We start from the raw sequence: 24,779 nt of genomic DNA, 5'->3' as shown, positions 1-24,779 counted from the left end.
TTTTGAACTCACAACTTTATTAAAGTCATAACTCATCATTCATAACTCATAACTCCTAACTCTATTTCCGGTCTTCAGGATTGGCGGCAACCGCTGGGTCGGGTTCTGCTCTTAATACTGAGTTTGGCCCACCAGATAAGACGGGATTGGGATCGGATAAAGGTACACCTTCATTAGCATTTTCCAAACCGTAGTCGTAGGGGCCTGTAGCCAGTACTGGGGTTTGATCAAAATTCTCGATCGCTGGCGGTGAGGTCGTCATCCACTCTAAGGTAAGTGCCCTCCAAGGATTATTGGCAGCTTTCTCACCATACAACCAACTCCAAATCGCATTGATGATGAAGGGGAATGTCGAAACTGCTAGTATGTAAGCGCCATAAGTGCAGATTTCGTTGAGAAAGGTAAATTTGGGGTCATACTGGGCGATACGGCGGTTCATGCCCATTAATCCCAGCTTGTGCATTGGTAAGAAGGTCATATTTAGACCCACTATTGTTAAGGCAAAATGAACCTTACCCCAAAATTCGTTCACCATTCGTCCCGTCATTTTCGGGAACCAGTGGTAAATCGCCGCATAAATGCCGAGAACACTACCACCAAATAGCACATAGTGCAAGTGTGCCACCACAAAATAGGTGTCATGAACATGAATGTCAAAGGGCACTGCTGCCAACATCACACCACTGATCCCACCAATTACAAAGGTACCGACAAAGCCCATTGCAAACAGCATGGCACTGTTAAGCCGGATTTTTCCACCCCACATGGTTGCTAACCAACTGAAAATTTTAATTCCCGTGGGTACGGCAATGATCATGGTGGTAATCATAAAGAACATCCGCAACCAACCGGGGATGCCGCTGGTAAACATGTGGTGCGCCCAAACAATTAGCCCCAAAAAGCTAATGGCAAGAGACGAATAAGCGATCGCTTTATAGCCAAAAATCGGCTTGCGGGAATGCACCGGGATAATTTCTGAAATTGCCCCAAAGAAGGGCAAAATCATGATGTAAACTGCTGGGTGGGAGTAAAACCAGAACATGTGCTGATACACAACTGGGTCGCCACCGCCAGTTGGGTTAAAAAATGTTGTCCCGGCAATTAAGTCAAAGGAAAGCAGAATTAGACCAGCTGCTAGCACTGGTGTAGATACCAAAGTCAGTGCCGAGGTAGCAAACATTGCCCAGCAAAACAAGGGCATTTGGTGAACCCCCATACCAGGGATACGCATCTTGAGCAATGTGACGAGGAAATTGATTGCCCCTAAAATCGATGACGTACCTAGTAGGAGGACGCTCATAATCCAAATTCCCTCACCTACTTGACCTGTTACCAAGCTCAGGGGAGGGTAGGAAGTCCAACCCGCATCCGGTGCATCGCCTACCACTAAACTGGTGATCAACAATAAACCCGCAGGGGGAATCATCCAAAAGGCAACAGCATTCAAGCGCGGAAATGCCATATCTTTTGCCCCAATCATCAAGGGAATGAGGAAGTTAGCAAAACCCGCACCAGCTGGCACAATCCACAAGAAAATCATGATCGTGGCGTGCAGCGTAAATAAGCTGTTGTAGACTTCAGGGGTGACAAAATCGACTTCTGGGGTTCGCAGTTCTGTACGAACCAAATCAGCCATCACGCCACCGATACAGTAAAAAATGAATGTAGTGACTAGGTATTGAATCCCAATCACCTTATGGTCGGTGTTGAAACTAAAGTAGTCTTGCCATTTTCTGATCCCTGGTTCCTCAATAAGAGCAGGGATATTGGCAGTTTCTTGCACTTGTGCTTGGGTCATTTGTCATTTGTCCTTTGTCCTTTGTCATTTGTCCTCTCTTACAAAGTTCTGATGCCTGCGGCAACCCTTTGTGGAACGGAGGAAACCTCCGCTCAGACTTTGCGCTTTGTCACTTGTCTTTTGTCACTTGTCCTTTGTATGAGTACTAATGACCAGTGACTAATGACTAATGACCAATGACTATTTGTGAACTTGATGGAGGATTTCTGGCTTAATTCCCATGTCCTTGGTGTAAGGGGCAAGAAATTCATTTGGAGATAGATCCGCAGGGTTAACAGCAATGGCTTGATTTAGCATTTCTTTGCTGGCAACTAGCTGTTCTTGCATCCACTTATCAAAGGCTTCTTGTGGCTCAACAACTACTGGCGCTCTCATTGCACCGTGGTAGGGGCCACAAAGTTCAGCACAGATTAGGGTATAATCGCCTGCTTTTTTGGGGGTGAAGCGAATCTCGCTCTGCCTACCAGGAATCGCATCTTGTTTCAGGCGGAATTCTGGCACCCAGAAGGCATGAATAACATCGTTGGCTGTCATACTGATTTGTACTTCTCGCCCGATGGGTACGTGCATTTCACCTGTAGTTATACCAGTTTCAGGATAGGTGAAAATCCAGGCATATTGTAGACCAGTGACGTTGACTTGTAATTCTGCTGGTTTACCTGCTTTTTCAGGAGTGCCCCCAATTGTTGGAGCAACACTACCTACACCTGGGGCATTCCGCAGTTGGGGAATTTGGTCAGCATTACGGACTTCTGCCGTAGCTGGGTCTTGCATTGCCTCATCAGATTTTTCTTGATTGAGGTTCGGTTCACTGCTCGGAGGAGTATCGCTTAAAGTTGCGGCCATTGCACTCCCATGACCTGGCATTTTCATCGACTCCTGATTCATCGGTGCTTCATGGATAGCATGAGGATCAAAGCCACCGATTTCGTTGTAGACATCAAAGCTGTAAACAGAAATACCGATAACGATAATTGCTGGGATCGCCGTCCAGAGAATTTCTAGAGGTACATTGCCCTCTACTGGTGGGCCGTCTTCATTGTCACCTGCACGCCGACGGTATTTAAATGCAGAGTAAATTAAAACACCTTCGACAATTAGGAACATACCTGTAGAAACGATCATCATCGCGTTGAACAGACCATCCACTAACACGGCTTCATCCGTGGCTGCTGCTGGCAACAGACCGTGATTTTGACCGTACCAAAGGCTGGCGAGCGTTAGCACGATGCCAATGAGTAATGTCCAGATTGAACTTGGAATCTTCACGGCTTACTTAATTGAATTTACTACGTTATCTTAAAACTGCTCACTTACTAAGGTAGTCTAGGCTGTCAGACATGGGGGACAAAGGTCTGAAATTTTTATTAATTTTTTTGGCTATTTCACTAATTTTGAGTATGAGTTTACTATCATACAACGCCGAAAATAGATGCAAATCAGTAAAAAAATTTAAGGAAAAATTTAGAATGCTTAAATTAATTGTGATTAATCAATTTTTGACATCTTGAAAAATACCTAAAGCTTCAGGCAAAACCTTGCTGGAGTGATTCAAAGTATAAGTGAGTGCTAATCTATAAACCCATAGCCTATACGCTAGGGTGGAGATGGGACACTAAAAGAAAATTGAAAATTTTAAGACATCCACCAAGAACGGGCAGAAGGTATCATTCATGAGCGAATTTGTCCTACAACAACAAAATGAAGCGGCTCTTCAGCAGCAAAAGCCCAAGGAAATGATTCGGCGCTTGGTGTGGAAAATGTGCATAGCCACCTTAATTTTGATGGCAATAGGCAGTGCCACCCGCGTCATGAATGCTGGACTTGCTTGCCCAGACTGGCCCTTATGCTATGGCGAACTCGTGCCAGCCAAGCAAATGAATCTCCAAGTGTTTTTGGAGTGGTTTCACAGATTGGATGCGGCTTTAATTGGTTTAAGCGCGATCGCACTTTTCGGTTTGTCCTGGTGGCGTCGTCGTTTCTTGCCCTCTTGGCTGCCTTGGGCATCTACATTCGCCCTATTTCTAATCGTCTTTCAAGGTATCTTAGGGGGACTCACCGTTACCGAACTGTTGCGGTTTGATATCGTTACCGCCCATTTAGGAACGGCGCTGTTGTTTTTTACCACCCTCCTGATTATCGGCACAGCACTCACACCCTATCAGGGGAATGGAACCGTTGGTAAGTTGCCTTGGGTCGGTTTAACTGCTGCTGTTCTAGTTTACCTGCAAAGTCTGCTAGGTGCTTTGGTAGGCTCTCGCTGGGCGCTACACCAATGCCTCGGCGGTTCTCAACTTTGTACTGTAATGTACAGCCATATTGCTGGTTTGGTGCCGCCAACAGTGGCAACCTTGGCAATAGTATTTATCTGTTGGCGGACACCAGCACTACATCCAGCCTTGCGGCGACTGGCAAATATGGCTGGTGCGTTGTTGACATTACAAATCTTGTTGGGATTCGCCACTTTCAAATTACACCTCCAAGTCGAGCCTCTCACCGTCTCTCATCAAACTATAGGAGCTACTTTGTTAGGTACTTTGGTGGCTTTCACAGTTTTATCACTACGTGACTCAGTGAGTACTGAGTCACGTTAGCGGTAGCGAGGCGTTGAGCCAGTGGTGCTGTTAGCGGTAGCAGGGCGTTTAGCTCGTGCTGAGTAGGGAGTGGAGGAGATTAAGAAGACGAGGAAGACGAGGGAGCAGGGGAAGAATTCCTAACTCCCAACTCTTGTACAGAGGCGATTAATCGCGTCTCTACTCCTAAACTCAGCACTCAGTACTGATGATGTGACCCACGTAGGTGCAGATAATCTGTGTTTTCATTTGCCTGAAAGAGCCAGCTTGAACGGGGCTGCATATACAGCAGATTTCAAGTTAGTGAAGTACACAAGCTAAGTATCAAAGCCAGGTATAAAGCCTGTTTTACTTCTGAATTCTGACTCCTGAATTCTGAATTCTGCTGTAAGTTGTTGAAAAAAAATAAGGAACCAGAGCCAAAATGATTGAGACTAATGTCTCTCGCCACCACGAAACATTTTTACAGGTAGTTCAAAGTTATTACCAGCTAACCAAGCCTCGGATTATTCCGTTGCTTTTGATTACCACGGCTGGAAGTATGTGGATTGCTGCTAAGGGAGAAGTAGACCCATTGCTGTTGCTAGTAACTCTCACTGGTGGCACAATGGCTGCTGCAAGCGCCCAGACGATTAACTGTGTCTATGACCGGGATATTGATTATGACATGGAGCGGACGCGCCATCGTCCGATACCTTCGGGTAAGGTGCAGCCACGCGATGCTCTAATTTTTGCGATCGCACTGGCCACAATTTCCTTTACACTCCTAGCAGTATTTGCCAACCTGTTAGCCGCCCTGCTAGCCTTCTCTGGCATCGTCTTTTATATTTTGGTTTATACCCACTGGCTAAAACGCCACACCACCCAGAATATTGTTGTTGGTGGGGCGGCTGGGGCAATTCCGGCTTTAGTGGGTTGGGCTGCTGTCACAGGCACTTTAAGCTGGTCAGCATGGTTAATTTTTGCCATCGTCTTTTTGTGGACACCACCCCATTTCTGGGCTTTAGCTCTGATGATTCGGGACGATTACGCAAAGGTCGGGATACCAATGCTACCTGTAGTTGAAGGTGACACAGCAACCGTGAAGCAGATTTGGTACTATACGCTGGTGACAGTATTTGCAACCGTGTTATTGGTTTATCCTTTGGGCGCAAGTGGAATTGTTTATGCTGCGATCGCCCTAAGTCTGGGAGGATTATTTATCCACAAATCTTGGCGTTTGTTGCAACATCCAGAGGATCGCACTGTAGCTAGAGATTTGTTTCTCTATTCCATCTCCTACATGATGCTGTTGTGTCTGGGGATGGTAGTGGATAGCCTTCCTGTCACCCATAATCTAATTAATGCAGCGATCAAGCAGTTGCATTTTATTGCTTAGGGGATGCAAAATTTAGCGATCGCGTTTGGTAAAGAGGCGCGATCGCATTTCAAAGTATTCAAAATTGAAAAAATTTTATTAATGCTAGTTAAACATTTTGTGTGATGAGTTGAGCCTATGTTTAAAAGTTAATCCCCAAACGATGGCCAAAATATTGACGGTACAATTCACACAGAGGCACTACTTCATTGCCTTGAAACTTAACTAACCCCATACTGCGGAGTTTAAACGCTTCAGTTGTGCCTAGATCGACGGGGCGATTTGCCATCATCACTTGTTTGACCGCAGCCAGTAATTCTGCATCCTCTTGCAAATTCAGCCAATGGCGACGTAAATGGTCACTGTAAGGGCCTTCCTCGGTTGCCGCGATTTTTTGCAGATTTTCTAGCGTCATCCTACGACGGGCAATTTCATAAAGCGCTACCCGCACTAAATAAGGATGACCACCGACGAGTGTCATTAATTCTTCAATTTGTGAGTTAGACCAATTGAGTCCGTGACGCTGTACTAAGTCTTGTACTTGTATTTGATTTAAGTCTGGCAAATCAATGGGTAAGCCGACATTAAAAGGCGACTGATTAATGTTGAGCGGTATATAAACTTCCTTAGAATGCACAATCACCAATCGGAGATTTTTCCAAACTGTCTCATTCTTTGACCGCTCCTGCCAAGCTCGTAGCAATCCAAAAAAATCAGCCGCAATTATGGGATGCTTGAAGACTTCATCGACTTCATCCAAACCCAAAGTGATAGGGCTATTAATCGCGGGTAATAAATACCGTTGAAAGTAATTTGTACATTTATTCTTGCTACCTAAAACACCCTTCCAATACTCGCCTAACTTATCTGGTAGATTCAGTTCATAAGTAATGCTGGCACAGAACCACTGTAAAAACTGATCTAAATTAGCGAGAAATTCTGCATCGGCTGACTGGAAATTTACACGTGCAGTCTTATAACCGTTTTGACTAGCATGATGGAGAACCCGCGACATCAGCGAAGTTTTGCCCATCTGCCGGGGAGCTTTGATGCGAATTAAGGCCCCTGGTTGAAGAATCGCTTCATAACAGTCTACCTCAATAGGTGATCGCTCCACATAGAAAGCAGAGTTGAGAGATACCTGCCCTTCAGGATTTTCTAAGGAGACTGCTGTTTTTATCTCGGTATCTGGAATAGTTTCCTTAGCAGAGATAGCACCTTGGGGATTGTTCCGACTTTTCAGCACTGGGGTGGAAGACTCTGGAATACTTTCTAAGTCAATAGCGCTACAGCCAAACTCATAAGCATCCTCATAAGACCTATCAGCGCCTAGTGCATCATAAAAGCCTACCGCAAATTTAATTGCGGCGCGATCGCCAATTGCCCGATTCATCCCAACCACGCAATTAATGTGTTGATAAATAGACTCAGCTTGCACCTCGCTATAACAGGCATTTAATAATACACACTCAATTTTGTCTTTAAATAACTTAAATAGCCTTGCCAGTGACTCTGTACTCACCAGCTGCATTTCCCCTGTATAATTTTCCAAGGCTAAACCTTGATTTCCTCCACCATGTCCAGAAAAATGGATGATATGAGGATTATGATCTAAAAGCGCACGCCGCAAATTGTCAGGACGCACTGCCCATTTAGTAATCAGTTCAAACTTATCTCGGCTGCCAGAGCGTTGCAACCCTGACTGAATTTCCCTTACTTCCTCGTCCAAGCGAAGTTTATCTGTTGTCGTAGGATTAGCTGACAAAATCAGGATTTTTTTTCTTATTTTAAGGGAATTATTAGTTTTGTTTTCAACAAATTTAGCAGGTTTGGGATCTATTTCTATTTGTCTGATTAAGGGCGTAGGAATAGATAACTTGACTCCTGCAATTTCTACCTTGTCTTGCTGTCTAGCAACTTGGTTTAATTCAGCTAGAGCTTTTGTCGTATTGCCACGAGACAAGCTAGCCATGCCGCGAGTATAAGTCATTAGGGGTGCAAATTCTGCTAATGGCTCTGCGAAGGTATCTATTAGTGATGCCATGCGAACCCACTCTGCTTTTTCCTCCAATTTTAACTTTGAAAGAGTTAATGCTAATTCACGCGCTGCCTCACTTGGTCGCGTATAGGCTAACGCTGTCCACCTCTGAGCCTGAGCAAAATCACGAATATCCTGATCATAGCTTTCAAGTTGGTGCCGCACAGAGGTAAGTAAAAAATCAGACAATTCATTAATCCGCTTTTCGCCAAAATGAGGATTCTCTTTCAATTCTTTCAACAGCGAATTTCGTACTGCTGTATCCATTTCGTAGAGTTCATGCCCCACCTCATCACATAGACTAGAAAGCAGCAGATCAGCCACAGCCAGCCAGGGTATTTTTAATTCCTGCCTATGAATATCTCGTTGAAAATTCGCCCACAAGCGGTAAAGTAAATCTGGGGTGAGGGCTAACGGAAAAGCAGCATGGTAAGCCAGATAGAGGTGCGCTTCCCCGAAGCGTTGACCAAAAGATTCAATTCGACGACTAGCTACTTCTGGCTTCATGCTCTCTACCCTTGAAATACTCCCAGTTAGATTAATTACAGCCACTACCTTAATTGTGCATTGATTCCCCGCCCCCGCAAAACATCGATCGCACCATCAAAACCCTGTCGGCTAACTTCAAACATCGGCACTAAACGGGCAATTTCTCCAGCTGTTGTGCCAAACCAGCGCTCTGTCGCCATCGGATTCAGCCATGCAATATAACGCGATCGCTGTTTCAACTGGTCTAAAAATTTTTGGGTTAACTCTAGCCGTTCCAGACTAAAACCGCCCCGTGCTGCACCCCCATCACTAAAAATTAATACAGCGGAACGCTCTGGGCGCAACTGAGCGAGAAAATCTGTGACAGGTTGGGCTTTTTGGCGCGTCTGGTCATGATAAAGATACTTAGTTGGGCAATTGTGAAAGTAGTAAATACTAGCTTTTCCTAAGCGTCCGCCTCGTAATGCTGTCTGGGCTAATCGCTGGGATAATGCGTGAAAGGGAACCATCGATCCCTTGTGATCAATCAACAACAGCAGTTCAGTTCTATTCACCCGACTGGGCATCAGTACAGGCTCTAGCAAAACTCCCTGCCGTACCACTTGCTCAATAGTTGCCTCTATGTCTAACTCTGTGGGCAAACCTTGGCGTACCATTCGGCGTAAATGTCGCCAGCTTTGTTTCATCTGCCGCCGCGTCACTGGAAAATACTCATCGGTTTCGGTAAAACGATTAACAGTAATTTCCTCATTGTTTTGAGTAGTAATCTGTACTGCTTCAGCCACTTGCATCTCATCTTGTACTTCCATTAATTCTGATGAAACGGGTACAGTGGCAGGTGTTATATTGGGTAACTCAGGTAAATAATTACCCTGACTTTCTAACGCTTCTTGTACATCGGGAGAGGGGAATAAAGTAGTTTTCTCTTGTTGCCTTGTAACAGAAGGTTTTACAGGATAAGGTTCTGTTATTACCTGTTGAAAATGATAGTTGAATAGGTGTTCTTCATCCTGGGATTTTACCCACAAGGTACGGCACAATTCTGCTAACGCTTTTTGGTCAGTCGTGCCAAAGCCTTCCTGTAAAGCTGTCAAAACAAGGCGGTATTCATCGATCCCCAAGGGCAAACCTGCCTCGCGCAGTTGTGTAAAAAGCTCAAGCAGTGGTAGTTCTTCGTGGATAGCTTCTGTTTTCATGCTTATGGCTGCGCTCGCATCTGTTCACCATAACGGCGATAATCATCCCAACTCTTCAGCAATACCCCAGGATACAGAAGTTCTGTTTTTAACTTTTTGAGAATTTGATCTTCTTGATGATGACTAAGAATCCGCACCCAATCCATCAGTTCGCTGGTACTGACCTTTTTTCCTGCTTCGCCCTTATCCCGTCGCATCTCTTCGCGCAGTTCTAAAAAGCGGTCAATAATTGCGTCCACTAATTCCAAAGGCGAAACTGTAAACCGAGTTTTAACAATCTCGATTAACTGCTGACGTTCAGGGAATTTGACATAGTGAAATAAACAACGACGTAAGAAAGCATCAGGCAAGTCTTTCTCATCGTTACTGGTAATAAAAACAATTGGTGTTGCCTTTGCCTGAATTTTCTTGAGCGAACTGTTTTGTTTTACTTCTGTGACTTCAAACCTTTGCTCATCAAGCTCTAACAGCAGGTCGTTAGGAAAGTCAATGTCAGCTTTATCTATTTCATCAATCAAAACTACAGTTGGCTGCTCGTTGCGAAAGGCACGTCCTAATGGCCCCCACTCTACGTAGGCATCAGCATTTTTTGCTTTGACAGCGGCTTCTTCATCTATTTTGGAAGCAGCAAGTTGAGCATCCCGCAATCTGCCAACGGCATCATAGGTATAAAGACCATCCCGCGCTCGACTGGTAGATTTGATGTACCAAGGTTCATAAGGTAAATTCAATTCATAAGCCACTGCACGAGCCAATTTTGTCTTGCCACACCCCGGCTCTCCTTTTAATAGTAAAGGGCGTTCGAGGGCGATCGCTAAATTCACAGCCTCTACCAATTTCTCACTAGGTAGGTAGGGATACAATATTTGCCCCGTCTCCGGGTCTTGCTCTCCTGGCTGGGGTTGAACCTTACCTATGTATTTCAGTCGCTTTCCGTCTAAAGTTCTAACCACCGAGTTTCTTCCTCCTGCCAGTTACAGCCACACAAACCAAAAATTTGAGCAAACACACGCTCTGGAATGCCTTCACTCTTCTCTAGAATCACCTGAACTGTATAGTCAATTTTTTTAGTCATCTGGATTGGTAAAACATCAATTGCATTTTCCATCCAGTTAACCAAGACTTGCTCAGATAAAGGGTCAATCATCGGTAGCCTAATGGGAATATGGGGTTTCCATACCAGATCGAGCTAATCTGCAAACTCAAGATTCCAAGTGTTGACACAACCATCTTGGTCAAGCAAAAACATTAGTAGAAAAAATTCGTTGCTTGAGCAAATTGTTTGTGAGGTTGAGTTTACCAGGGGTAACCAAAAATCACAGATTAATTCGTGCAGATAAGTTTCATCGATGCATTCGAGATCGTGAAAAACTAGGATGATATGTTGAGTTTTCAATTGAGCAACTACATTCCTGGCAATCTCCTCATGGGATGAAAAATCTTCTACTCCAATCCGACGACCCAACTCTCTCCATAGGGCTGCAATATCAGTCCTAAGTGTCCGGCGTGAGAGATGAAATGGAATTGGGGGAGTCACTGTACTTTCAGGAATTTTCTCTAACAAACGCTTCAGTAACCAGATTTGACCATATTCTGGTGAACCATGAACTAAGAAAGCTCCTATACGTTTTTCTGTAATAAATTCTCGGAATAACTGTACCTGTGCTATGTAGTTGAGGCGAAACAGTTCATTGTGTATTGGCTCACTCTTGCAAGACCTCTCAATAATCTGAATCTGCTTAAAGAGGCGATCGCGCTCTACCTCAACCCGCTTAATCTCCTTGTCTAGCTGAAAAGCTACTGAAGCCCCCGCTTCAATGGCGTGTTGATTCCGCAACAACCTTATCTTCTCGCTAAACGCATCGTAGTGTTGTTGAAGTTCTTCCCGTTTTTGCTGTAAATGCCGAACTGAGAACATCTGTGAGTTTTAATACCCAACTATTGAGATATTACTATTTTTATTACAGGCTGTTTTCTAGCTGCTCGATCCGTTGAGTAAGTTGTGTTCTTTCAGCTTCAGCATTTTCAATCTGCTTTTCTAACTGAAACTTGACGACAGTGCCGGATTCTATCACTAAATCCAACCGTAGGCGGCTCAACTTCTGACTTAATAAATCATACTGTTGCTGGAGGCTTTCGATTTCCTGTAAAATTCGCCGCCTTTGCCCCGGATTTAAACTAGTTGACTTTGCATTTAGTACTCCACTTGATTTGTTCGAGTCTATCTGCTGTACCTCTAAGACCAGAGACACTGAGTTTTGTTTGGTGTACAGCACTGGAGTCAAATGTTCTGCAATGCCTAGCAATCTAATTTCTACACAACCGAACTTGTAAGCCTGATCTATCGTCCGTCTTGCTGCCAATGCTTTGTAAAAACCAACAGCAAAAGCGATCGCGGCTGGATCTCCAATTGCTTTATTCATGCCAATGACAAAAGGAATATGTTCTGAGATCGCTTTTGCTTGAGCTTTGGAATAGCAAGCATTCAACACCACACAATTTATTTTATCGGTTATTAGTTCAAATAACGCCGCTAAAGCATCGGGTTGTACAGGTTGGTATTTTCCAAGTAAATCTTCAAAACAAAGCTCACCTGTACTGGTTCCATGCCCAGAAAAATGCACAATCTGCGGCTCAAAATCGAATATTGCTTGGCTGATATCTCCTGGACGTACAGATTCACGGGAGTCTAGAATAAATCTATCTCGCTCTTTTGCTAGTTGCAGTCTCTCACGAATATCACGCAACTCTTGCCCCAAGCGTAATCGTGTAGCATCACTTGGATCTGCTGCCAAAAACAGAATTTTGATTTGACCATTACTACTCATTTAGATGATCAACCCAGAGTATGATTTTTGGCTAAATTCATTTTTACATAAGTCAAGACCATAATTGTTGCACTTTTGCCGCTGTTCCTATTAAAAATACAAAAATCTGGCATTTAAATTGAGAAATACTCAGAAAACAACCTAATAATTAATCTAGTTTCCAGGAGATAAACAATTTGTCATTAGGGTTAAAGGGATTTAAACAACTGGAATTAGAACAGTAAAGCATATTTGACAATAAGCAGATGGTGTCTATTAAGTTTTTCCATTTTCTGCCGAGCATTTTCAGTGCGATCGCATCCTCCACATTGATGATATTACCGCCGATACTCGCAATGTATAAATACAGCTAACTGGTTCTGAACCATTTACTTTGACACCAGATTTATTAATTATCCCAGTTCCCGGTCACACCAAAGGACAAACTGTTTTAGGGACTTCCAGAAATTAAATTATTCAATTTTGTGAGCGAAGACGATCGTTAGATTTTTCCTCCCCTGCTTCAAGAGTGCCCCCTGCTCACCAAAGCGATGGGTATTTTTTTAGTTGGAAGTCCCTTGCTGCTCCGTCACAAGGGTACAGGATTGAGTTATTGACAATGCGTAAGTTCTGATAAAATTAATTCTCATTTAGCTTATCGCAATCTGTTTTGCTAGCTCTGTGACAAGGGCACAGGATTAAGTTTTTGAGAAGGGTCTATCTATGAATGCAAAAACGATTCGCAATACTGCATTTCACCTGCATCGCTGGCTCGGGTTAATCGGTGGCACTCTACTCTGCATCGCTGGATTGACGGGCAGTGTGCTGGTTTTCTGGCACGAAATCGATGGCATTGTTCTAGCACAACGGTTTGGTCGCATTATCCCCGCTAAAGAGCGAGTTTCAATTCATGCGATCGCAGACACTGTGAAAACCGCCTACGCCTCCAAAGGCTTGACTATTGGCGGTGTTAGCTTGCCAGAACACATCGATCAGCCTTACCAGGTGTGGTTGAATGATGCGGCCGATCGCGTTTGGTATGTATTTGTGAACCCATATACGGGGCAGGTTATGGGCGATCGTCAGTGGGAAACCAGTTGGATTGGCAGCATTTATAGCCTGCACTACAAACTCTTAGCAGGCGATATAGGTCAATGGATTATGGGTATTGTTGCCCTTCTAACTCTGATCCTTAGCATCACGGGTATCATCCTCTGGCCTGGTTGGCGCAAATTGATTGCTGGATTCAAAATCAAATGGCAGAAGGCTCATATCAAACGCACAAATTTTGATATTCACAAAGTAGCAGGTATCATCACCGCCGTCTTTCTTGCCTTCATTGGCTTCACCGGTTTTGCCTGGAACATTCCTCAAGCAAAGGTGACTGATATCATTTATGCCGCAACCCTGACACCAAAACCCGTAGAGCCAGTTTCTAAACCGATTTATCTTCAGCAACCCTTGGCGATCAAAGACCTGCTACAACGAGCCGATGCCGCCGTTCCCAATGCTACTACTACCTACGTTTCTTTTGCTAATAAACAGGAAGAACCATTCCGCGTGGGCAAAAAGCAGGCTCAGGAAACAGGTCAATATGGGAGAACGCAAGTCTATCTCGATCAATTCACAGGCAAGGTGATTCAGATTAATGATGGCGTTAAACCCTCCCGTGCCGAGGCCATTTTGAATCAGTTTGGCTCTGTGCATTTTGGCACCTTCGGTGGACGGCTGACGCAGGTTTTGTATGTGTTTGTGGGTCTGGCTCCTACCGTGCTGATGGTGACAGGTGTCGTGATGTGGTGGTATCGCCGTCGGGTGAAAGTGCCCACTCAACGAGAGGTCAACGTGGCAGCTGAGGTGAAGTGGTAGGGAATTAGGCGATGCCTGCGGCTACGCGTAGCTTCTCCTACAGGAGAAGCGGGAACGCACTTGTGCTTCGCACCTCGGTCAGGGGATTATATAGAGATTTGATTTAAGACGCTTCAATTGATCGCGATCGCTATCTCTATGCCAACCCGTAAGATTTTTCTCGATACCAGCTATCTTCTAAAACTCGAACTGGCAAACGATCAAAATCATCAGGCAGCACAAGCTCATTGGCAGCAGGTAATTACTACTTCACCAGCATGGTTTTCAAAAGGAGCCAAAATAGTCTATTTATCTTCTGTTACCATGATAAATGAGGGCAAGAAGCCTGACCACTGCACGGGTGAACTGACATGACACCTGAACGCGAACTGAGAGTCGAAATCGCAAGAAACATCATCGATGAATGTGAAGTCCTGTTTAGCGCCCAGGCGTGGAAGTTCTATCAGCGCTCAGGTCGAGGCTACCTTTATCTTCACAAAGTCGTGAATATCCAGCATTCCGGTGGCAACGATTTTTCAATCACAGAAAGTCCATCTGCGATCGGGAGCAAGGTTCATTATGTGGCACAAAGAAGTGAACCCTGGAAGATGATGATGCTCTCGCAAGCAGCGAAACAACAGCCGATCGAATATGCTGAGTTGTTTAATGTGATTGACACCTATAAGCCCAAGGAAGAGTATGTGGTAATAGTGGGGTTTAATTACGGCTCTGATGCCTCAGAAAACTGGTTTTTAAGACGACCAGAATTGCCGCCAATGAAAGCCTATACGGCGGTTCGCCATCGTCCGCAGGAATTTGGAGTAGATTCGCTCTAAGCACGAAACAACTATTCAATATTCCCAAAACTAAATATCAACTTTCTTCCCTCTCCACCCCAGAAAGTGGTAAATGCTCCTTTTGGGGAATTTATACTAAATAGTTAGTTCAGAATATTCTTTGCAGTAATTGTTTAGACGCCAACCGATGCGATCGCTTAGTTTAATCCAATCACAGTCTAATTTTAACCAAATTTGACTTTGGATACTAAAGCCAAAACGCCCGTTGCTATACTTTAGCCAAAGTTCATTAATCTTGCTGATATCTTGGCAATGTTGACAAATTACATTCGTACAGCAATGCACAAAGCAACCTACGAGTTGCTTGAGGATGGAACTTTCTATGGCGAAATTCCAGAGTGTCAAGGAGTGTGGGCAAACGCTGCAACATTAGAAGCTTGCCGAGAGGATTTGCAAGATACTCTTGAAGGATGGATTATTTTAGGATTGCGTTTAGGTCATACTCTACCGATACTTGATGGTGTTGACCTGAATTTCACCAAAGAGGTTGCCTAATGCCACCCTTTGGATCGATTAATCGGCGGGATCAGATTCGTTATTTCAAAGATGCAGGTTTTGATGGGCCTTACCCAGGTGGTAAGCATCAATACATGGTGAAAGGTGAATTAAAGCTGACAATTCCCAATCCGCATCAGGGAGATATCAGCCCAAGCTTATTAAATAGAATATTACGTCAAGCTAATACAAGCAGAGATGAGTGGGAAGCGTTATAAATTATATGCGCGATCGCTTATGAGACAATAATCTCTCGTGCGATCGCACCAGGGGCTAACTCAATTAATTCTGGCTGTAAATATAATTGAATTGCTTCTTTAATATTTTCCAAAGCTTCTTCTTCAGTTTCTCCTGCTGAAGTACAGCCAGGTAACTCTGGACACCATACAGCCCAATCGCCTGTTTCTAAGTCTGATTCAAGAATCACGCGCCATTTCATAGTTAATCCTCTGGGATGTAATTATTGTAAATTGGAACAGCGATGTCTACGACGGGCTATTCGGCGTCGCATCTCTAAAACTTAAAATCTAAAATCTCCGTAACTTTCCCAACTATCCCAATCTCCCGAAATTTCCCCACTATCCCAGTCCCTCGAACTGTCCCAGCTTCCACGGGTTCCCCAATTTTTCCGTTGTCTCCAATCTTCTCCACTTAACTTAGTTGTATTCGATTTTAAATCTATATCTCGATTAGATTGTGGCTTATTACAAAAATCTAAATCTAGAAATACCTCATCTACCGATTGATAGCGTTCTTTAGCGTAGTCCTCAATCAATTTATCTAAAACTTTAATCAAAAAAGGTGTAATATTTGTCTCTTGGAGTAGATAATTTATCCATTTCCATTTACCATTTACTGCATCATAAAGTTCATCAGAACCATCTGCATTTGGTAAACATTGAGTTAATAGCCGAATACAAGTTACACCCAAACTATAAAGGTCACTTGCAGGGAAAACTTGACCACGCATTTGCTCTAATGGTGTATATCCAGGCGTTCCTACTGTTGTACCAACACCTACAAAAGTTTTTGTAATTTGTTTAGAAACACCAAAATCAATTAATATTAACTTGCCATCCTGGCGGCGCATGATATTTTCTGGTTTAATATCTCGGTGAATTACACCGCGTTCATGGATAAATTTCAGGATAGGTAATAAATCAGTTAAAAGCTGTTTTATCTTTTCTTCGCTAAAGGCTCCCTGCTGCTGCAATTCTTGTAATAAATTCTGCCCCTGAATCAACTCTTGTACCAAATAAAGCCGCTTATCCTGTTCAAAATAAGCAATCAGGCGGGGAATTTGCGGGTGTTCTCCCAAGTCATACAGACGCTTCGCTTCTTGCTTAAATAACTCTGTAGCTTTCTCAAGTGCAGCCGTTCCTTCAAATTGAGGGACAAATTGCTTAATTACGCAAGGTTCATCTATTTTATCTGCATCCCTAGCTTCATAAGTTCTGCTAAATCCACCCTCACCCAAAAGTCGTATTACCCGAAAACGGTTTCTGAATAATGGTGTGAGTGTTTTTCCACACTTAATGCAAAACTTATTGTGATCAGAGGTAAAGGGATTTAAACAACTGGAATTAGAACAGTAAAGCATATTTAGGAATATGTCAGCAGATAGTGTCTATGTTCAGTTTTCCCAATTTATGCTTACTGGGTTTCACGAGTCTTGATATTTTTGAGCAGATTTATTTCTAGTGGCGGCTACAGTCTCAAGTTACTTTTGCTAGCGTAGGGATATAAGGTTTATCGCTCCCCAAGAAGCACCTGGAAGCAAAAGGATTAATATGGCTCATTTAAATCAGCGTCGCTCCCAAAATGTTAACGGCGATTTTTATGTAGACACTACCTGTATTGATTGTGATACTTGTCGCTGGATGACTCCTGAAGTATTTTCTCGTGTCGATCAACAGTCGGTGGTTTATCATCAACCTGCGAATAATACAGAAAGATTAGCAGCCCTTGAAGCACTTTTAGCTTGTCCTACTAGTTCTATTGGTACAGTTGAGAAACCAAAAGATATCAAAGTTGCTCAAGAAAAGTTTCCAATATTAGTAGCAGAAAATGTTTACCATTGCGGCTATCATTCCGAAAAATCTTATGGTGCTGCTAGCTATTTAATTAAACTTCCAGAAGGTAATATTTTAGTGGATTCTCCCCGCTTTACGCCGCCTTTAGTCAAGCGTTTAGAGGAACTGGGGCCAATTCGTTATATGTACCTAACTCATAAGGATGATGTCGCAGATCATCAAAAGTTTGCCGAGCATTTTCAGTGCGATCGCATCCTTCATACTGATGATATTACTGCCGATACTCGCAATGTAGAAATACAGCTAACTGGTTCTGAACCATTTACTTTGACTCCAGATTTATTAATTATCCCAGTTCCCGGTCACACTAAAGGACAAACTGTCCTACTTTACAAAAATAAGTTCCTCTTCACTGGCGACCATCTCGCTTGGTCAGAAAGCTTGCACCAACTGATTGCATTCCACGGTGCCTGCTGGTATTCTTGGTCAGAACAGACTAAATCAATGCGTAACTTGGCTAATTACTCTTTTGAGTGGGTACTACCAGGTCATGGGCGAAGGTTTCATGCTGATAGGGAAACCATGCACCAGCAGATGCACAAGTGTATTGAGTTAATGGAATCTTTGGATTGACATTAAATAACTGACTTTTATCACGCGATATGGAAAAACCTAACCCCCTAACCCTCTTCCCGACGCGGGAAGGGGGAAAATTCAAAGTCTCTCTCCTTTTAGGCTACGGTGTACACACAAGTATGACCAGTATAGGTTTCAATTCTAGTAGTTTTGTAGGGTGCGTTATGGACACGCCGAAATAACAAATGAGTTCGCCGAAATAGCAAATGAGTTCGCCGAAATAGCAAATGAGTTCGCCGAAATAACAAATGGGTTCGCCGAAATAGCAAATGGGTTCGCCGAAATAGCAAATGGGTTCGCCGAAATAGCAAATGGGTTCGCCGAAATAGCAAATGGGTTCGCCGAAATAGCAAATGGGTTCGCCGAAATAGCAAATGGGTTCGCCGAAATAGCAAATGCGTTGGCGTAGCACCGCAGCCATCGCCATGATTGCAACAAGTTAGCTTTGTTACGCCAGCGTAACGCACCCTTCTCCGATCGGAGACGCACTCGCGTTCGGGTGACGCTCCTGCGTCGCTAACGCTGCGCTAACAGCAGTCGCCTGCAAAGGAGCCAGTGCGGTCTTCTCCCAAGGGGAGACGCCAAGGGCGATGGGGTCTCCCCAAGTGGAGCATCTGGCGTTGGAAACCCTACCAAGAGCGCTGCTTCACCGCAAATCTTTGGTGGATGAAGTTTTTCAGACTTGTGTGTACACCGTTGCTCCTTTTAGGAGAGAGATTTAGAGAGAGGTCAGCCTCTATTGCATACAAACCAGCGATCGCTATAACCTGGGTTTTAGCACCCTTTTAACCAGATACAGATTATGAAAAAGCTGATCAACAAGCCAGAAGACTTTGTGCAAGAAAGTCTAGAAGGTATGGCGGCGGCTCATTCCGATTTAATTAAACTGAACTACGATCCTGCCTTTGTCTATCGAGCCAATGCACCTATTCCGGGAAAAGTAGCAATTATTTCAGGTGGTGGCAGTGGACATGAACCAATGCACGCTGGCTTCGTGGGCAAAGGAATGCTGGATGCAGCTTGTCCTGGTGAGGTTTTCACTTCACCCACTCCTGACCAAATACTAGAAGCAGCCAAGCAAGTAGATGGAGGCTCAGGTATCCTTTATATCGTCAAAAATTACAGTGGCGATGTGATGAACTTTGAGATGGCAACGGAGTTAGCCCGTGGTGAAGGCATTCGATCGCTAAATATTTTAATTGATGACGATGTAGCAGTGAAAGATAGTCTCTATACCCAAGGACGACGGGGTGTGGGAACAACAATACTGGCGGAAAAAATTTGTGGCGCAGCCGCAGAGATGGGGTATGATTTGCCACAAATAGCAAATTTATGTCGCCGAGTAAATCTAAATGGGCGGAGTATGGGAATTGCTTTAACATCTTGTACAGTCCCAGCTAATGGAACGCCGACATTTGAATTGGGTGATCGCCAAATCGAATTAGGTATCGGTATCCACGGGGAGCCAGGAATAGAACGTACAGCTATCAAATCAGTAGATGAGATTACCGAAATTTTGACGCGATCGCTCATTGAGGATGCAGCATACAGCCGCACACTGCGCGAGTGGGACGAAGACAAAGGAGAATGGGTAGATGTAGAACTAACAAATCTACCATTTGCCAAAGGCGATCGCCTCTTAGCTTTCGTCAATAGTATGGGTGGAACCCCGATTTCTGAACTGTATATTGTTTATCGCAAACTCGCCCAAATCTGCGAACAGCAAGAATTGCAAATTGTGCGAAACTTGATAGGCCCTTACATCACATCTCTAGAAATGCAAGGTTGCTCTATTACCTTGCTGAAATTAGATGATGAGATGATCAGGCTATGGGATGCACCGATAAAAACGCCAAGTTGGCGTTGGGGAATTTCATAATTACGTTAGCGTAGCGTTAGCGAGTATTCGAGCGTGATTACGAATTATGTTGATATGGTGACTCAAGCGCAGATATTACAATGGTTGCAGGCTTATGCAACCGAGATAGAGCAGAATAAAGCATATTTGACAGAATTAGATGCTGCGATCGGAGATGCCGACCACGGGATCAATATGGATCGCGGCTTTAAAAAGGTAAGCGCTCAGTTACCAACTCTTACAGACAAGGACATCGGTAGCATTCTCAAAACCGTGAGTATGACTTTGATTTCTTCTATTGGCGGTGCCAGTGGTCCTCTTTACGGTACTTGGTTTTTGCGAGCCAGTATAGCAGTAGCTTTGAAGCATGAATTAACAGAGCAAGATATGTTAGAGCTATTGCAAGCGGGTTTAAACGGTGTGCTGCAACGTGGTAAAGCCCAACTAGGGGATAAGACAATGGTAGATGTGTTATCTCCGGCTGTAGCGGCTTTTCGGCAGGCTGTCGGAGAAAATCAGGCTACTGTGGAAGCTATGCAACAGGCTGTAGCAGCAGCCCAAAGAGGCTTGGAGGAAACTATACCAATGCAGGCGAAAAAAGGACGGGCTAGTTATTTGGGAGAACGGAGTATTGGACATCAAGATCCGGGAGGGACTTCTGCTTATTTGATGTTGAAAAGTTTGTTAGCAGTATTGGAAAGTTCTGTGGAATAACACTGGCTGTCTCAAAGGAGAAATGATTTAACGTCAGTATCGATACAAGGTCAAAAAGCCGATGCAACTCAAAAAATTGGCGATCGCAGCATTACTAATCACATTAGGTGCAGCTTGTCAATCTGTACTTAATGAAATTAATACTGACAAACAAGTACAAGTAAAACCTGTGGCTGAGGTTGCTATTTACGAGAAAAATAATGGTAAGCAACCAGTCCAAGCAAAATTTTTAGCTAAAATAGCTGTCGGATATGCAAAATTAGGACAACAGGATAAAGCCTCGAAGTTATTAGCCCCAGCTATTCAGACTATCAAAATAAATAAGTCTATTCGCATCAAAACCGACTTATTGGAGCAGTTGGGTATCATCTATATAGAAATGGGACAATACGACAAAGCACTTCAAGTAGCAAAATCTCTTTACAAATACCAATTACTAAACCCAGATGTAAGTATTAGTTTGGCACATATTGCTACTCAGTTTGTACAAGTAGGACAATATGAAAAAGCTCTTCAACTGACTAAATTAAAAACTTATCAATATTCAGCTCCATCTATATTAATGTCTGAAATTGGACTTAGATATGCACAAACCGGCCAAAAAGCTCAAGCACAACAGATATTAGCACAAGCACTTCAAAAAGCAAAAAGCAGCAGCTATGAAATAGCTGAAATTGCACTCAAATATGCACAATTTGGACAAAAAGCAAAGGCATTGCAATTGCTAGCGCAAGCTTCACAAAATCTAGAATATCCAGACTCTATCGCTGAAATGGCTGTTAAGTATGGACAATTAGGACAGAAAGACAAAGCAGAGCAGTTGTTAACTCAAGCTCTTCAAAAAGTTAGAAAGCCAAATGGGAGTGTATTTATTTCTAGAGACTATTCTTTGACTAAAATCGCCATTGCTTATGCAGAAATAGGACAATTCAACCAAGCCATTGAGACTGCCAAAACTACTAACTACCCTGGTTCTGATGTATACAGACAGGATATGCGTATCACGCCTGAAGGTTTAATTGATGGCGGTAATGATCCAGATGTGTTTACTACAATTGCTAACAAGTGTGCAATAGCAGGACAATATGAGCAAGCCCTGCAAGTTATCCCAAAAATAAAGTTTACTATCAATAAAAGCGAAGCGTTGGGTGTACTTGCCCTTCAGTACGCAAAAAAGAATCAATACGAGCAAGCTTTTAAAGTACTCAAAGAACTTGATAAACCTTATCTTTCCAAATCCAAAGCATGGACTAATTTGGCTGTTGATTACGCAGCAAAAAGGCAATATGAGCAAGCTTTTCAAGCACTTAAAGAGAATGTTTATTGGGACTCTGACAAAGCCTTAGCTTTGCCTAAAATTGTTGCTCAGGCTACTCAGGTAGAACCATCCGCTAAAGCAGCGCAGGTATTATCCCAAGCACTTGAAGTTGCTCAAACTATTAAAAGCCGCGATGAGAAAGTTGAGGTGATAATTGCGATCGCTATTGAATACATAAAAATACAACAAAAAGATAAAAGCGAACAATTATTAGCACAAGCCCTTCAAATTGCTGAAAATATACATTCATAAAAAATAGTTTAATATCTATAGGTAAAGGTAATAAGATTACCTCTAAATTTTGATGAGCAAAAAGACTGTTTGTATAGGACAGGCATGGGTTCCCAAATTGTTTGACTTTTCGTAGACATCGCCTAAAAATTCAAACTTATCTAATTATCTGATTCACAACAGATGTACTCTGAATACGCCATTTACCTCGTTCTCGAATCAAATCGTAACGAACTCGCAAATTCTCATTAGAAGAGTTTTTATATTGACCATTTTCATATAACTGCGTCGCTTCCTTCACCATAGCTACGACTGCGGCACGATCTGCAAATAAATCAATTTTCTCTACAGATTCCACCTTTATGCTATGGTCGTACTTGCGATAGCGGTTGTCAGACCTAGCCTGTTGAGCAATCTCCCGCCATTGAGACAAAGCTGAACCAGTTAAAATCTGCTCTAAGTTATTAATCTCATGATTCGGCCCTAAAGCTTCGGCTTTGGTAGATAGCCAAGTGCGAATGATTTCCTCTGCTGCTGCATCTGTTAAAGGGCCATCTAGTCCTTGTGGTTTACTATTTGGATCGGGAATAGATATTGGTGGTTGATTTATTTGTACAAACAACTGTGAAGTAGGTACAGCTCGTGTAGGAAACAACAGATTTTTTAACCATCCAAAAATTGTTGTGACTAACACCCAGAAAACTAAAATACTCACCAAAGAAATAAACACTCTCCATACCAATCGTGTTTTCCCTTCGATGGTGTTAGCAAAAGTTCGCCGCCGCCGAGGACGACGAGAATGGGGACGGTTATCCGGTACACGCTCCCGGATAGTAGATGGCATAGGTTTTCTCTTCCGCCGACGCTTTTGGTTATGAGCAGGTGTAGCGCTTTTAGCTGAACCGTTCAAATGCTCCTTTGTGCCTCTGCTCGTCCGTTCAGCAGCAGGAACCTCTGATTTTACATTTCCAGATGAATTCCACATAGATGGTGAGAAGTTTGAATATTCTGGTGTTTCTGGCAAATCTAGGTCAGGTGTTCTGCTGTGGTTAAATTGTCTTGGAGTCCTAGTTGAATTTTTAGGCAAAGGCGAATTATTTGTCTGTGGCTGGGGAAAATTTTGGGTGTTAATTACAGCCCACTCATTAGTTGTTTCTGCATCCGTTGGCAGTGCTTCTAAATAAGCTTGTACCTGTTGGTTAGCAAAGTAATCTTTTAGAAAAGCTTGCTGGTTTGCTAAATCTCGAAAATGGGGAAATACTTCGTGTTGCAACCACTGTTCTGCATATAGACACAGCCCTGGTAACAAATCTGGAGAGTCTTGAGATTTTTCTCGAATAAAAGCTAAAGCTTCGTACTCCTGACTAAGTTCTAAAACCCGAGTTGCTTCTTCAGTTTGTCCCAAAAGTAACGCACATAGAGACTGTTCTAAATGTACATCTTGGCGTTTGCCCAGACGCATGAGCATTTGCCTTGCTTGACGAATTAAAGCAGGTTGCCGTTGAGCAAATCCCCGCGCTATTAAGGCATAAACAGCTAAGTAAGTGGCAACAGCAGAAGAACGTTTGCTTTGGGCTTCAAATAGCTTGTGTTGCTCGGCGACTGTTAAGTGGTTGCGTAACTGCTGGATAAATCGCAGAAAGTCATCTATATTTAAACCAGAATCATCATTGTTCGTGCCATCAATCCCGCCACGATCTTTTAAAAGGTTTTGCAATAACTCCAAACCTTGGCTTCGTTCGGCAGTCTTTTCTTGAGGTAGTGCCAGCAACTCCAAAATTCGATATGGTCGCAATTTATAAAGATCCGCCTGAATTTCTGCCTGGACACTGGCAAACAACCCTTCGCGTACTAGCAGTTCTTGACCAGTTTCTAGAGATATGGCGGCATTTTCATAGTGACCTTGCTGCCACTGTTCGCGACCTAATTCTAGACAAGCAAGGGCAACAGTGAGAACAACATCTGGATGTTCAGCACTTTCATGTATTTCTTCGTCTGCTAAATTATTGCCTTTTCTTGCACTTGTAACACCATTTTTATTTACTAGGTACGGACGACCTAGTTTCAGTACAAGTTCGTATTCCCCCAACTCTTGCAAAATTAATAAAGCGCCAACTAATTCGTCTTGGGTAATTTCGATCCCCAGACTCTGGGTGTCACTACCCCTTTTAGTGCTTTCTGGACGATTTTCCAGTGCTACTGCGGCAGCAGCAAGGTTATCAGGGTCATAGGCGTGGGTAAGATAAAGCTGATCGTAGGTACTGCGTTGTTTTGGATCTGATAAAACCACGTAAGCTTCTTCTATGAGTTGTTTACGAGAAGAAATTGCTGCCTGAGAATACTCACGTCGCGGCAATTGTACAATGCGATCGCTGTATGCCTGCCGCAATTGTTCATCACTTGCCGCTAACGGTAGTCCTAAAATTCGGTAGTAATCTAGCGGAATTCGCACAGCCTACTTCCCCTGCACCGTGATCAACATAATTCACCTAGAGCGTTCCAGGCCTGTAAAACTGTGCCAGAAAAATGCC

General features: G+C 43.4%; 25 protein-coding genes and 1 pseudogene. 14 read left to right on the top strand and 12 right to left on the bottom strand.

Features of this window, described 5'->3' with window-relative positions; all coding sequences use genetic code 11:
* Positions 1 to 61 precede the first annotated feature (61 nt).
* Positions 62 to 1,798 (bottom strand): cytochrome c oxidase subunit I, encoded by a 1,737-nt coding sequence (ctaD, locus tag HWQ58_RS06555; protein ID WP_292859339.1) that lies wholly within the window; start codon positions 1,796 to 1,798, stop codon positions 62 to 64.
* A gap of 180 nt (positions 1,799 to 1,978) precedes the next feature.
* Complete coding sequence (locus HWQ58_RS06550) at positions 1,979 to 3,067, bottom strand: cytochrome c oxidase subunit II (protein ID WP_292859337.1); 1,089 nt, start codon at positions 3,065 to 3,067, stop codon at positions 1,979 to 1,981.
* 404 nt (positions 3,068 to 3,471) lie between these two features.
* On the opposite strand from HWQ58_RS06550, the gene HWQ58_RS06545 reads away from it, so the two are divergent.
* A complete protein-coding gene (locus HWQ58_RS06545; protein WP_292859335.1) occupies positions 3,472 to 4,392 on the top strand; it encodes a heme A synthase in 921 nt (306 codons plus the stop codon).
* A gap of 403 nt (positions 4,393 to 4,795) precedes the next feature.
* Positions 4,796 to 5,749 carry a heme o synthase gene (locus HWQ58_RS06540; protein ID WP_292859332.1) on the top strand — a complete coding sequence of 318 codons (954 nt, stop codon included), beginning with the start codon at positions 4,796 to 4,798 and terminating at the stop codon, positions 5,747 to 5,749.
* Between the two features lie 121 nt (positions 5,750 to 5,870).
* Here HWQ58_RS06540 and HWQ58_RS06535 read toward each other — a convergent pair whose 3' ends face one another.
* From HWQ58_RS06535 to HWQ58_RS06510, 6 genes are all read right to left on the bottom strand, one after another.
* On the bottom strand, positions 5,871 to 7,514 hold the full coding sequence (locus HWQ58_RS06535) for an AAA-like domain-containing protein (RefSeq protein ID WP_292859445.1): 1,644 nt from the start codon (positions 7,512 to 7,514) through the stop codon (positions 5,871 to 5,873).
* A gap of 803 nt (positions 7,515 to 8,317) precedes the next feature.
* On the bottom strand, positions 8,318 to 9,451 hold the full coding sequence (locus HWQ58_RS06530) for a hypothetical protein (protein ID WP_292859329.1): 1,134 nt from the start codon (positions 9,449 to 9,451) through the stop codon (positions 8,318 to 8,320).
* A 2-nt stretch (positions 9,452 to 9,453) separates the two neighbouring features.
* Positions 9,454 to 10,404 (bottom strand): MoxR family ATPase, encoded by a 951-nt coding sequence (locus HWQ58_RS06525; RefSeq protein ID WP_292859327.1) that lies wholly within the window; start codon positions 10,402 to 10,404, stop codon positions 9,454 to 9,456.
* Positions 10,389 to 10,598 (bottom strand): hypothetical protein, encoded by a 210-nt coding sequence (locus HWQ58_RS06520; RefSeq protein ID WP_292859325.1) that lies wholly within the window; start codon positions 10,596 to 10,598, stop codon positions 10,389 to 10,391. The genes HWQ58_RS06525 and HWQ58_RS06520 overlap by 16 nt, the downstream gene beginning before the upstream one ends.
* A 42-nt stretch (positions 10,599 to 10,640) precedes the next feature.
* A complete protein-coding gene (locus HWQ58_RS06515) occupies positions 10,641 to 11,369 on the bottom strand; it encodes a hypothetical protein (RefSeq protein ID WP_292859323.1) in 729 nt (242 codons plus the stop codon).
* 43 nt (positions 11,370 to 11,412) lie between these two features.
* Positions 11,413 to 12,279, bottom strand: a complete 867-nt coding sequence (locus tag HWQ58_RS06510; RefSeq protein WP_292859320.1) for a CHAT domain-containing protein — start codon at positions 12,277 to 12,279, stop codon at positions 11,413 to 11,415.
* A 274-nt stretch (positions 12,280 to 12,553) separates the two neighbouring features.
* Between HWQ58_RS06510 and HWQ58_RS06505 the strand changes: the two are divergent.
* The 4 genes and pseudogenes from HWQ58_RS06505 to HWQ58_RS06490 all read left to right on the top strand — a co-directional run.
* A pseudogene (locus HWQ58_RS06505) lies at positions 12,554 to 12,712 on the top strand (MBL fold metallo-hydrolase); the annotation flags it as partial.
* A gap of 269 nt (positions 12,713 to 12,981) precedes the next feature.
* Positions 12,982 to 14,127, top strand: coding sequence for a PepSY-associated TM helix domain-containing protein (locus HWQ58_RS06500; RefSeq protein ID WP_292859317.1), 1,146 nt, complete (start codon positions 12,982 to 12,984; stop codon positions 14,125 to 14,127).
* A gap of 138 nt (positions 14,128 to 14,265) precedes the next feature.
* Positions 14,266 to 14,481 (top strand): hypothetical protein, encoded by a 216-nt coding sequence (locus HWQ58_RS06495; protein WP_292859314.1) that lies wholly within the window; start codon positions 14,266 to 14,268, stop codon positions 14,479 to 14,481.
* Positions 14,478 to 14,942, top strand: coding sequence for a hypothetical protein (locus HWQ58_RS06490; RefSeq protein ID WP_292859311.1), 465 nt, complete (start codon positions 14,478 to 14,480; stop codon positions 14,940 to 14,942). Before HWQ58_RS06495 ends, HWQ58_RS06490 begins: the two co-directional genes overlap by 4 nt.
* 96 nt (positions 14,943 to 15,038) lie before the next feature.
* Here the strand turns inward: HWQ58_RS06490 and HWQ58_RS38345 are convergent, their stop codons facing one another.
* On the bottom strand, positions 15,039 to 15,248 hold the full coding sequence (locus HWQ58_RS38345) for a GUN4 domain-containing protein (protein ID WP_366837462.1): 210 nt from the start codon (positions 15,246 to 15,248) through the stop codon (positions 15,039 to 15,041).
* On the opposite strand from HWQ58_RS38345, the gene HWQ58_RS06485 reads away from it, so the two are divergent.
* Positions 15,216 to 15,458 carry a type II toxin-antitoxin system HicB family antitoxin gene (locus HWQ58_RS06485; RefSeq protein ID WP_292859308.1) on the top strand — a complete coding sequence of 81 codons (243 nt, stop codon included), beginning with the start codon at positions 15,216 to 15,218 and terminating at the stop codon, positions 15,456 to 15,458. The genes HWQ58_RS38345 and HWQ58_RS06485 overlap by 33 nt on opposite strands.
* Positions 15,458 to 15,676, top strand: a complete 219-nt coding sequence (locus HWQ58_RS06480; RefSeq protein ID WP_292859305.1) for a type II toxin-antitoxin system HicA family toxin — start codon at positions 15,458 to 15,460, stop codon at positions 15,674 to 15,676. Before HWQ58_RS06485 ends, HWQ58_RS06480 begins: the two co-directional genes overlap by 1 nt.
* Positions 15,677 to 15,693: 17 nt before the next feature.
* Here HWQ58_RS06480 and HWQ58_RS06475 read toward each other — a convergent pair whose 3' ends face one another.
* Positions 15,694 to 15,897, bottom strand: coding sequence for a type II toxin-antitoxin system HicB family antitoxin (locus HWQ58_RS06475; protein ID WP_292859302.1), 204 nt, complete (start codon positions 15,895 to 15,897; stop codon positions 15,694 to 15,696).
* Positions 15,898 to 15,978: 81 nt separating this feature from the next.
* Positions 15,979 to 17,058 (bottom strand): serine/threonine-protein kinase, encoded by a 1,080-nt coding sequence (locus tag HWQ58_RS06470; RefSeq protein WP_366837459.1) that lies wholly within the window; start codon positions 17,056 to 17,058, stop codon positions 15,979 to 15,981.
* Positions 17,059 to 17,248: 190 nt separating this feature from the next.
* Here HWQ58_RS06470 and HWQ58_RS06465 point away from each other — a divergent pair, with 190 nt between their 5' ends.
* From HWQ58_RS06465 to HWQ58_RS06440, 6 genes are all read left to right on the top strand, one after another.
* Positions 17,249 to 18,124: an MBL fold metallo-hydrolase gene (locus HWQ58_RS06465; RefSeq protein ID WP_292859299.1), complete on the top strand. Its 876-nt coding sequence runs from the start codon at positions 17,249 to 17,251 to the stop codon at positions 18,122 to 18,124.
* A gap of 160 nt (positions 18,125 to 18,284) precedes the next feature.
* Positions 18,285 to 18,536 carry a hypothetical protein gene (locus HWQ58_RS06460; protein WP_292859296.1) on the top strand — a complete coding sequence of 84 codons (252 nt, stop codon included), beginning with the start codon at positions 18,285 to 18,287 and terminating at the stop codon, positions 18,534 to 18,536.
* Positions 18,537 to 18,717: 181 nt separating this feature from the next.
* Positions 18,718 to 18,849 (top strand): hypothetical protein, encoded by a 132-nt coding sequence (locus HWQ58_RS06455; RefSeq protein ID WP_292859293.1) that lies wholly within the window; start codon positions 18,718 to 18,720, stop codon positions 18,847 to 18,849.
* A gap of 80 nt (positions 18,850 to 18,929) precedes the next feature.
* Positions 18,930 to 20,006, top strand: coding sequence for a dihydroxyacetone kinase subunit DhaK (gene dhaK / locus HWQ58_RS06450; RefSeq protein WP_292859290.1), 1,077 nt, complete (start codon positions 18,930 to 18,932; stop codon positions 20,004 to 20,006).
* Positions 20,007 to 20,060: 54 nt separating this feature from the next.
* Positions 20,061 to 20,699 carry a dihydroxyacetone kinase subunit DhaL gene (gene dhaL, locus HWQ58_RS06445; protein ID WP_292859442.1) on the top strand — a complete coding sequence of 213 codons (639 nt, stop codon included), beginning with the start codon at positions 20,061 to 20,063 and terminating at the stop codon, positions 20,697 to 20,699.
* A 76-nt stretch (positions 20,700 to 20,775) separates the two neighbouring features.
* Positions 20,776 to 22,269 carry a hypothetical protein gene (locus HWQ58_RS06440; RefSeq protein ID WP_292859287.1) on the top strand — a complete coding sequence of 498 codons (1,494 nt, stop codon included), beginning with the start codon at positions 20,776 to 20,778 and terminating at the stop codon, positions 22,267 to 22,269.
* A gap of 136 nt (positions 22,270 to 22,405) precedes the next feature.
* On the opposite strand, the gene HWQ58_RS06435 is transcribed toward HWQ58_RS06440, so the two are convergent.
* Positions 22,406 to 24,700 carry an IMS domain-containing protein gene (locus tag HWQ58_RS06435; protein WP_292859284.1) on the bottom strand — a complete coding sequence of 765 codons (2,295 nt, stop codon included), beginning with the start codon at positions 24,698 to 24,700 and terminating at the stop codon, positions 22,406 to 22,408.
* Positions 24,701 to 24,779: the final 79 nt, after the last annotated feature.

The sequence above is a fragment of the Nostoc sp. LPT genome (assembly GCF_017115165.1).
Taxonomy (GTDB): domain Bacteria; phylum Cyanobacteriota; class Cyanobacteriia; order Cyanobacteriales; family Nostocaceae; genus Nostoc.
The sequence above is the reverse complement of the archived record's forward strand: the minus strand, read 5'-3'. Positions and strand labels throughout refer to the sequence as shown.

Bases quoted from the DNA above. Each gene is read 5' to 3' on its own strand.
- ctaD (WP_292859339.1), bottom strand. From the start codon at position 1,798: ATGACCCAAGCACAAGTGCAAGAAACTGCCAATATCCCTGCTCTTATT.
- HWQ58_RS06545 (WP_292859335.1), top strand. From the start codon at position 3,472: ATGAGCGAATTTGTCCTACAACAACAAAATGAAGCGGCTCTTCAGCAG.
- HWQ58_RS06540 (WP_292859332.1), top strand. From the start codon at position 4,796: ATGATTGAGACTAATGTCTCTCGCCACCACGAAACATTTTTACAGGTA.
- HWQ58_RS06530 (WP_292859329.1), bottom strand. From the start codon at position 9,451: ATGAAAACAGAAGCTATCCACGAAGAACTACCACTGCTTGAGCTTTTT.
- HWQ58_RS06520 (WP_292859325.1), bottom strand. From the start codon at position 10,598: ATGATTGACCCTTTATCTGAGCAAGTCTTGGTTAACTGGATGGAAAAT.
- HWQ58_RS06515 (WP_292859323.1), bottom strand. From the start codon at position 11,369: ATGTTCTCAGTTCGGCATTTACAGCAAAAACGGGAAGAACTTCAACAA.
- HWQ58_RS06510 (WP_292859320.1), bottom strand. From the start codon at position 12,279: ATGAGTAGTAATGGTCAAATCAAAATTCTGTTTTTGGCAGCAGATCCA.
- HWQ58_RS06500 (WP_292859317.1), top strand. From the start codon at position 12,982: ATGAATGCAAAAACGATTCGCAATACTGCATTTCACCTGCATCGCTGG.
- HWQ58_RS06495 (WP_292859314.1), top strand. From the start codon at position 14,266: ATGCCAACCCGTAAGATTTTTCTCGATACCAGCTATCTTCTAAAACTC.
- HWQ58_RS06490 (WP_292859311.1), top strand. From the start codon at position 14,478: ATGACACCTGAACGCGAACTGAGAGTCGAAATCGCAAGAAACATCATC.
- HWQ58_RS06485 (WP_292859308.1), top strand. From the start codon at position 15,216: ATGTTGACAAATTACATTCGTACAGCAATGCACAAAGCAACCTACGAG.
- HWQ58_RS06480 (WP_292859305.1), top strand. From the start codon at position 15,458: ATGCCACCCTTTGGATCGATTAATCGGCGGGATCAGATTCGTTATTTC.
- HWQ58_RS06475 (WP_292859302.1), bottom strand. From the start codon at position 15,897: ATGAAATGGCGCGTGATTCTTGAATCAGACTTAGAAACAGGCGATTGG.
- HWQ58_RS06470 (WP_366837459.1), bottom strand. From the start codon at position 17,058: ATGCTTTACTGTTCTAATTCCAGTTGTTTAAATCCCTTTACCTCTGAT.
- HWQ58_RS06465 (WP_292859299.1), top strand. From the start codon at position 17,249: ATGGCTCATTTAAATCAGCGTCGCTCCCAAAATGTTAACGGCGATTTT.
- HWQ58_RS06455 (WP_292859293.1), top strand. From the start codon at position 18,718: ATGGGGTCTCCCCAAGTGGAGCATCTGGCGTTGGAAACCCTACCAAGA.
- dhaK (WP_292859290.1), top strand. From the start codon at position 18,930: ATGAAAAAGCTGATCAACAAGCCAGAAGACTTTGTGCAAGAAAGTCTA.
- dhaL (WP_292859442.1), top strand. From the start codon at position 20,061: ATGGTGACTCAAGCGCAGATATTACAATGGTTGCAGGCTTATGCAACC.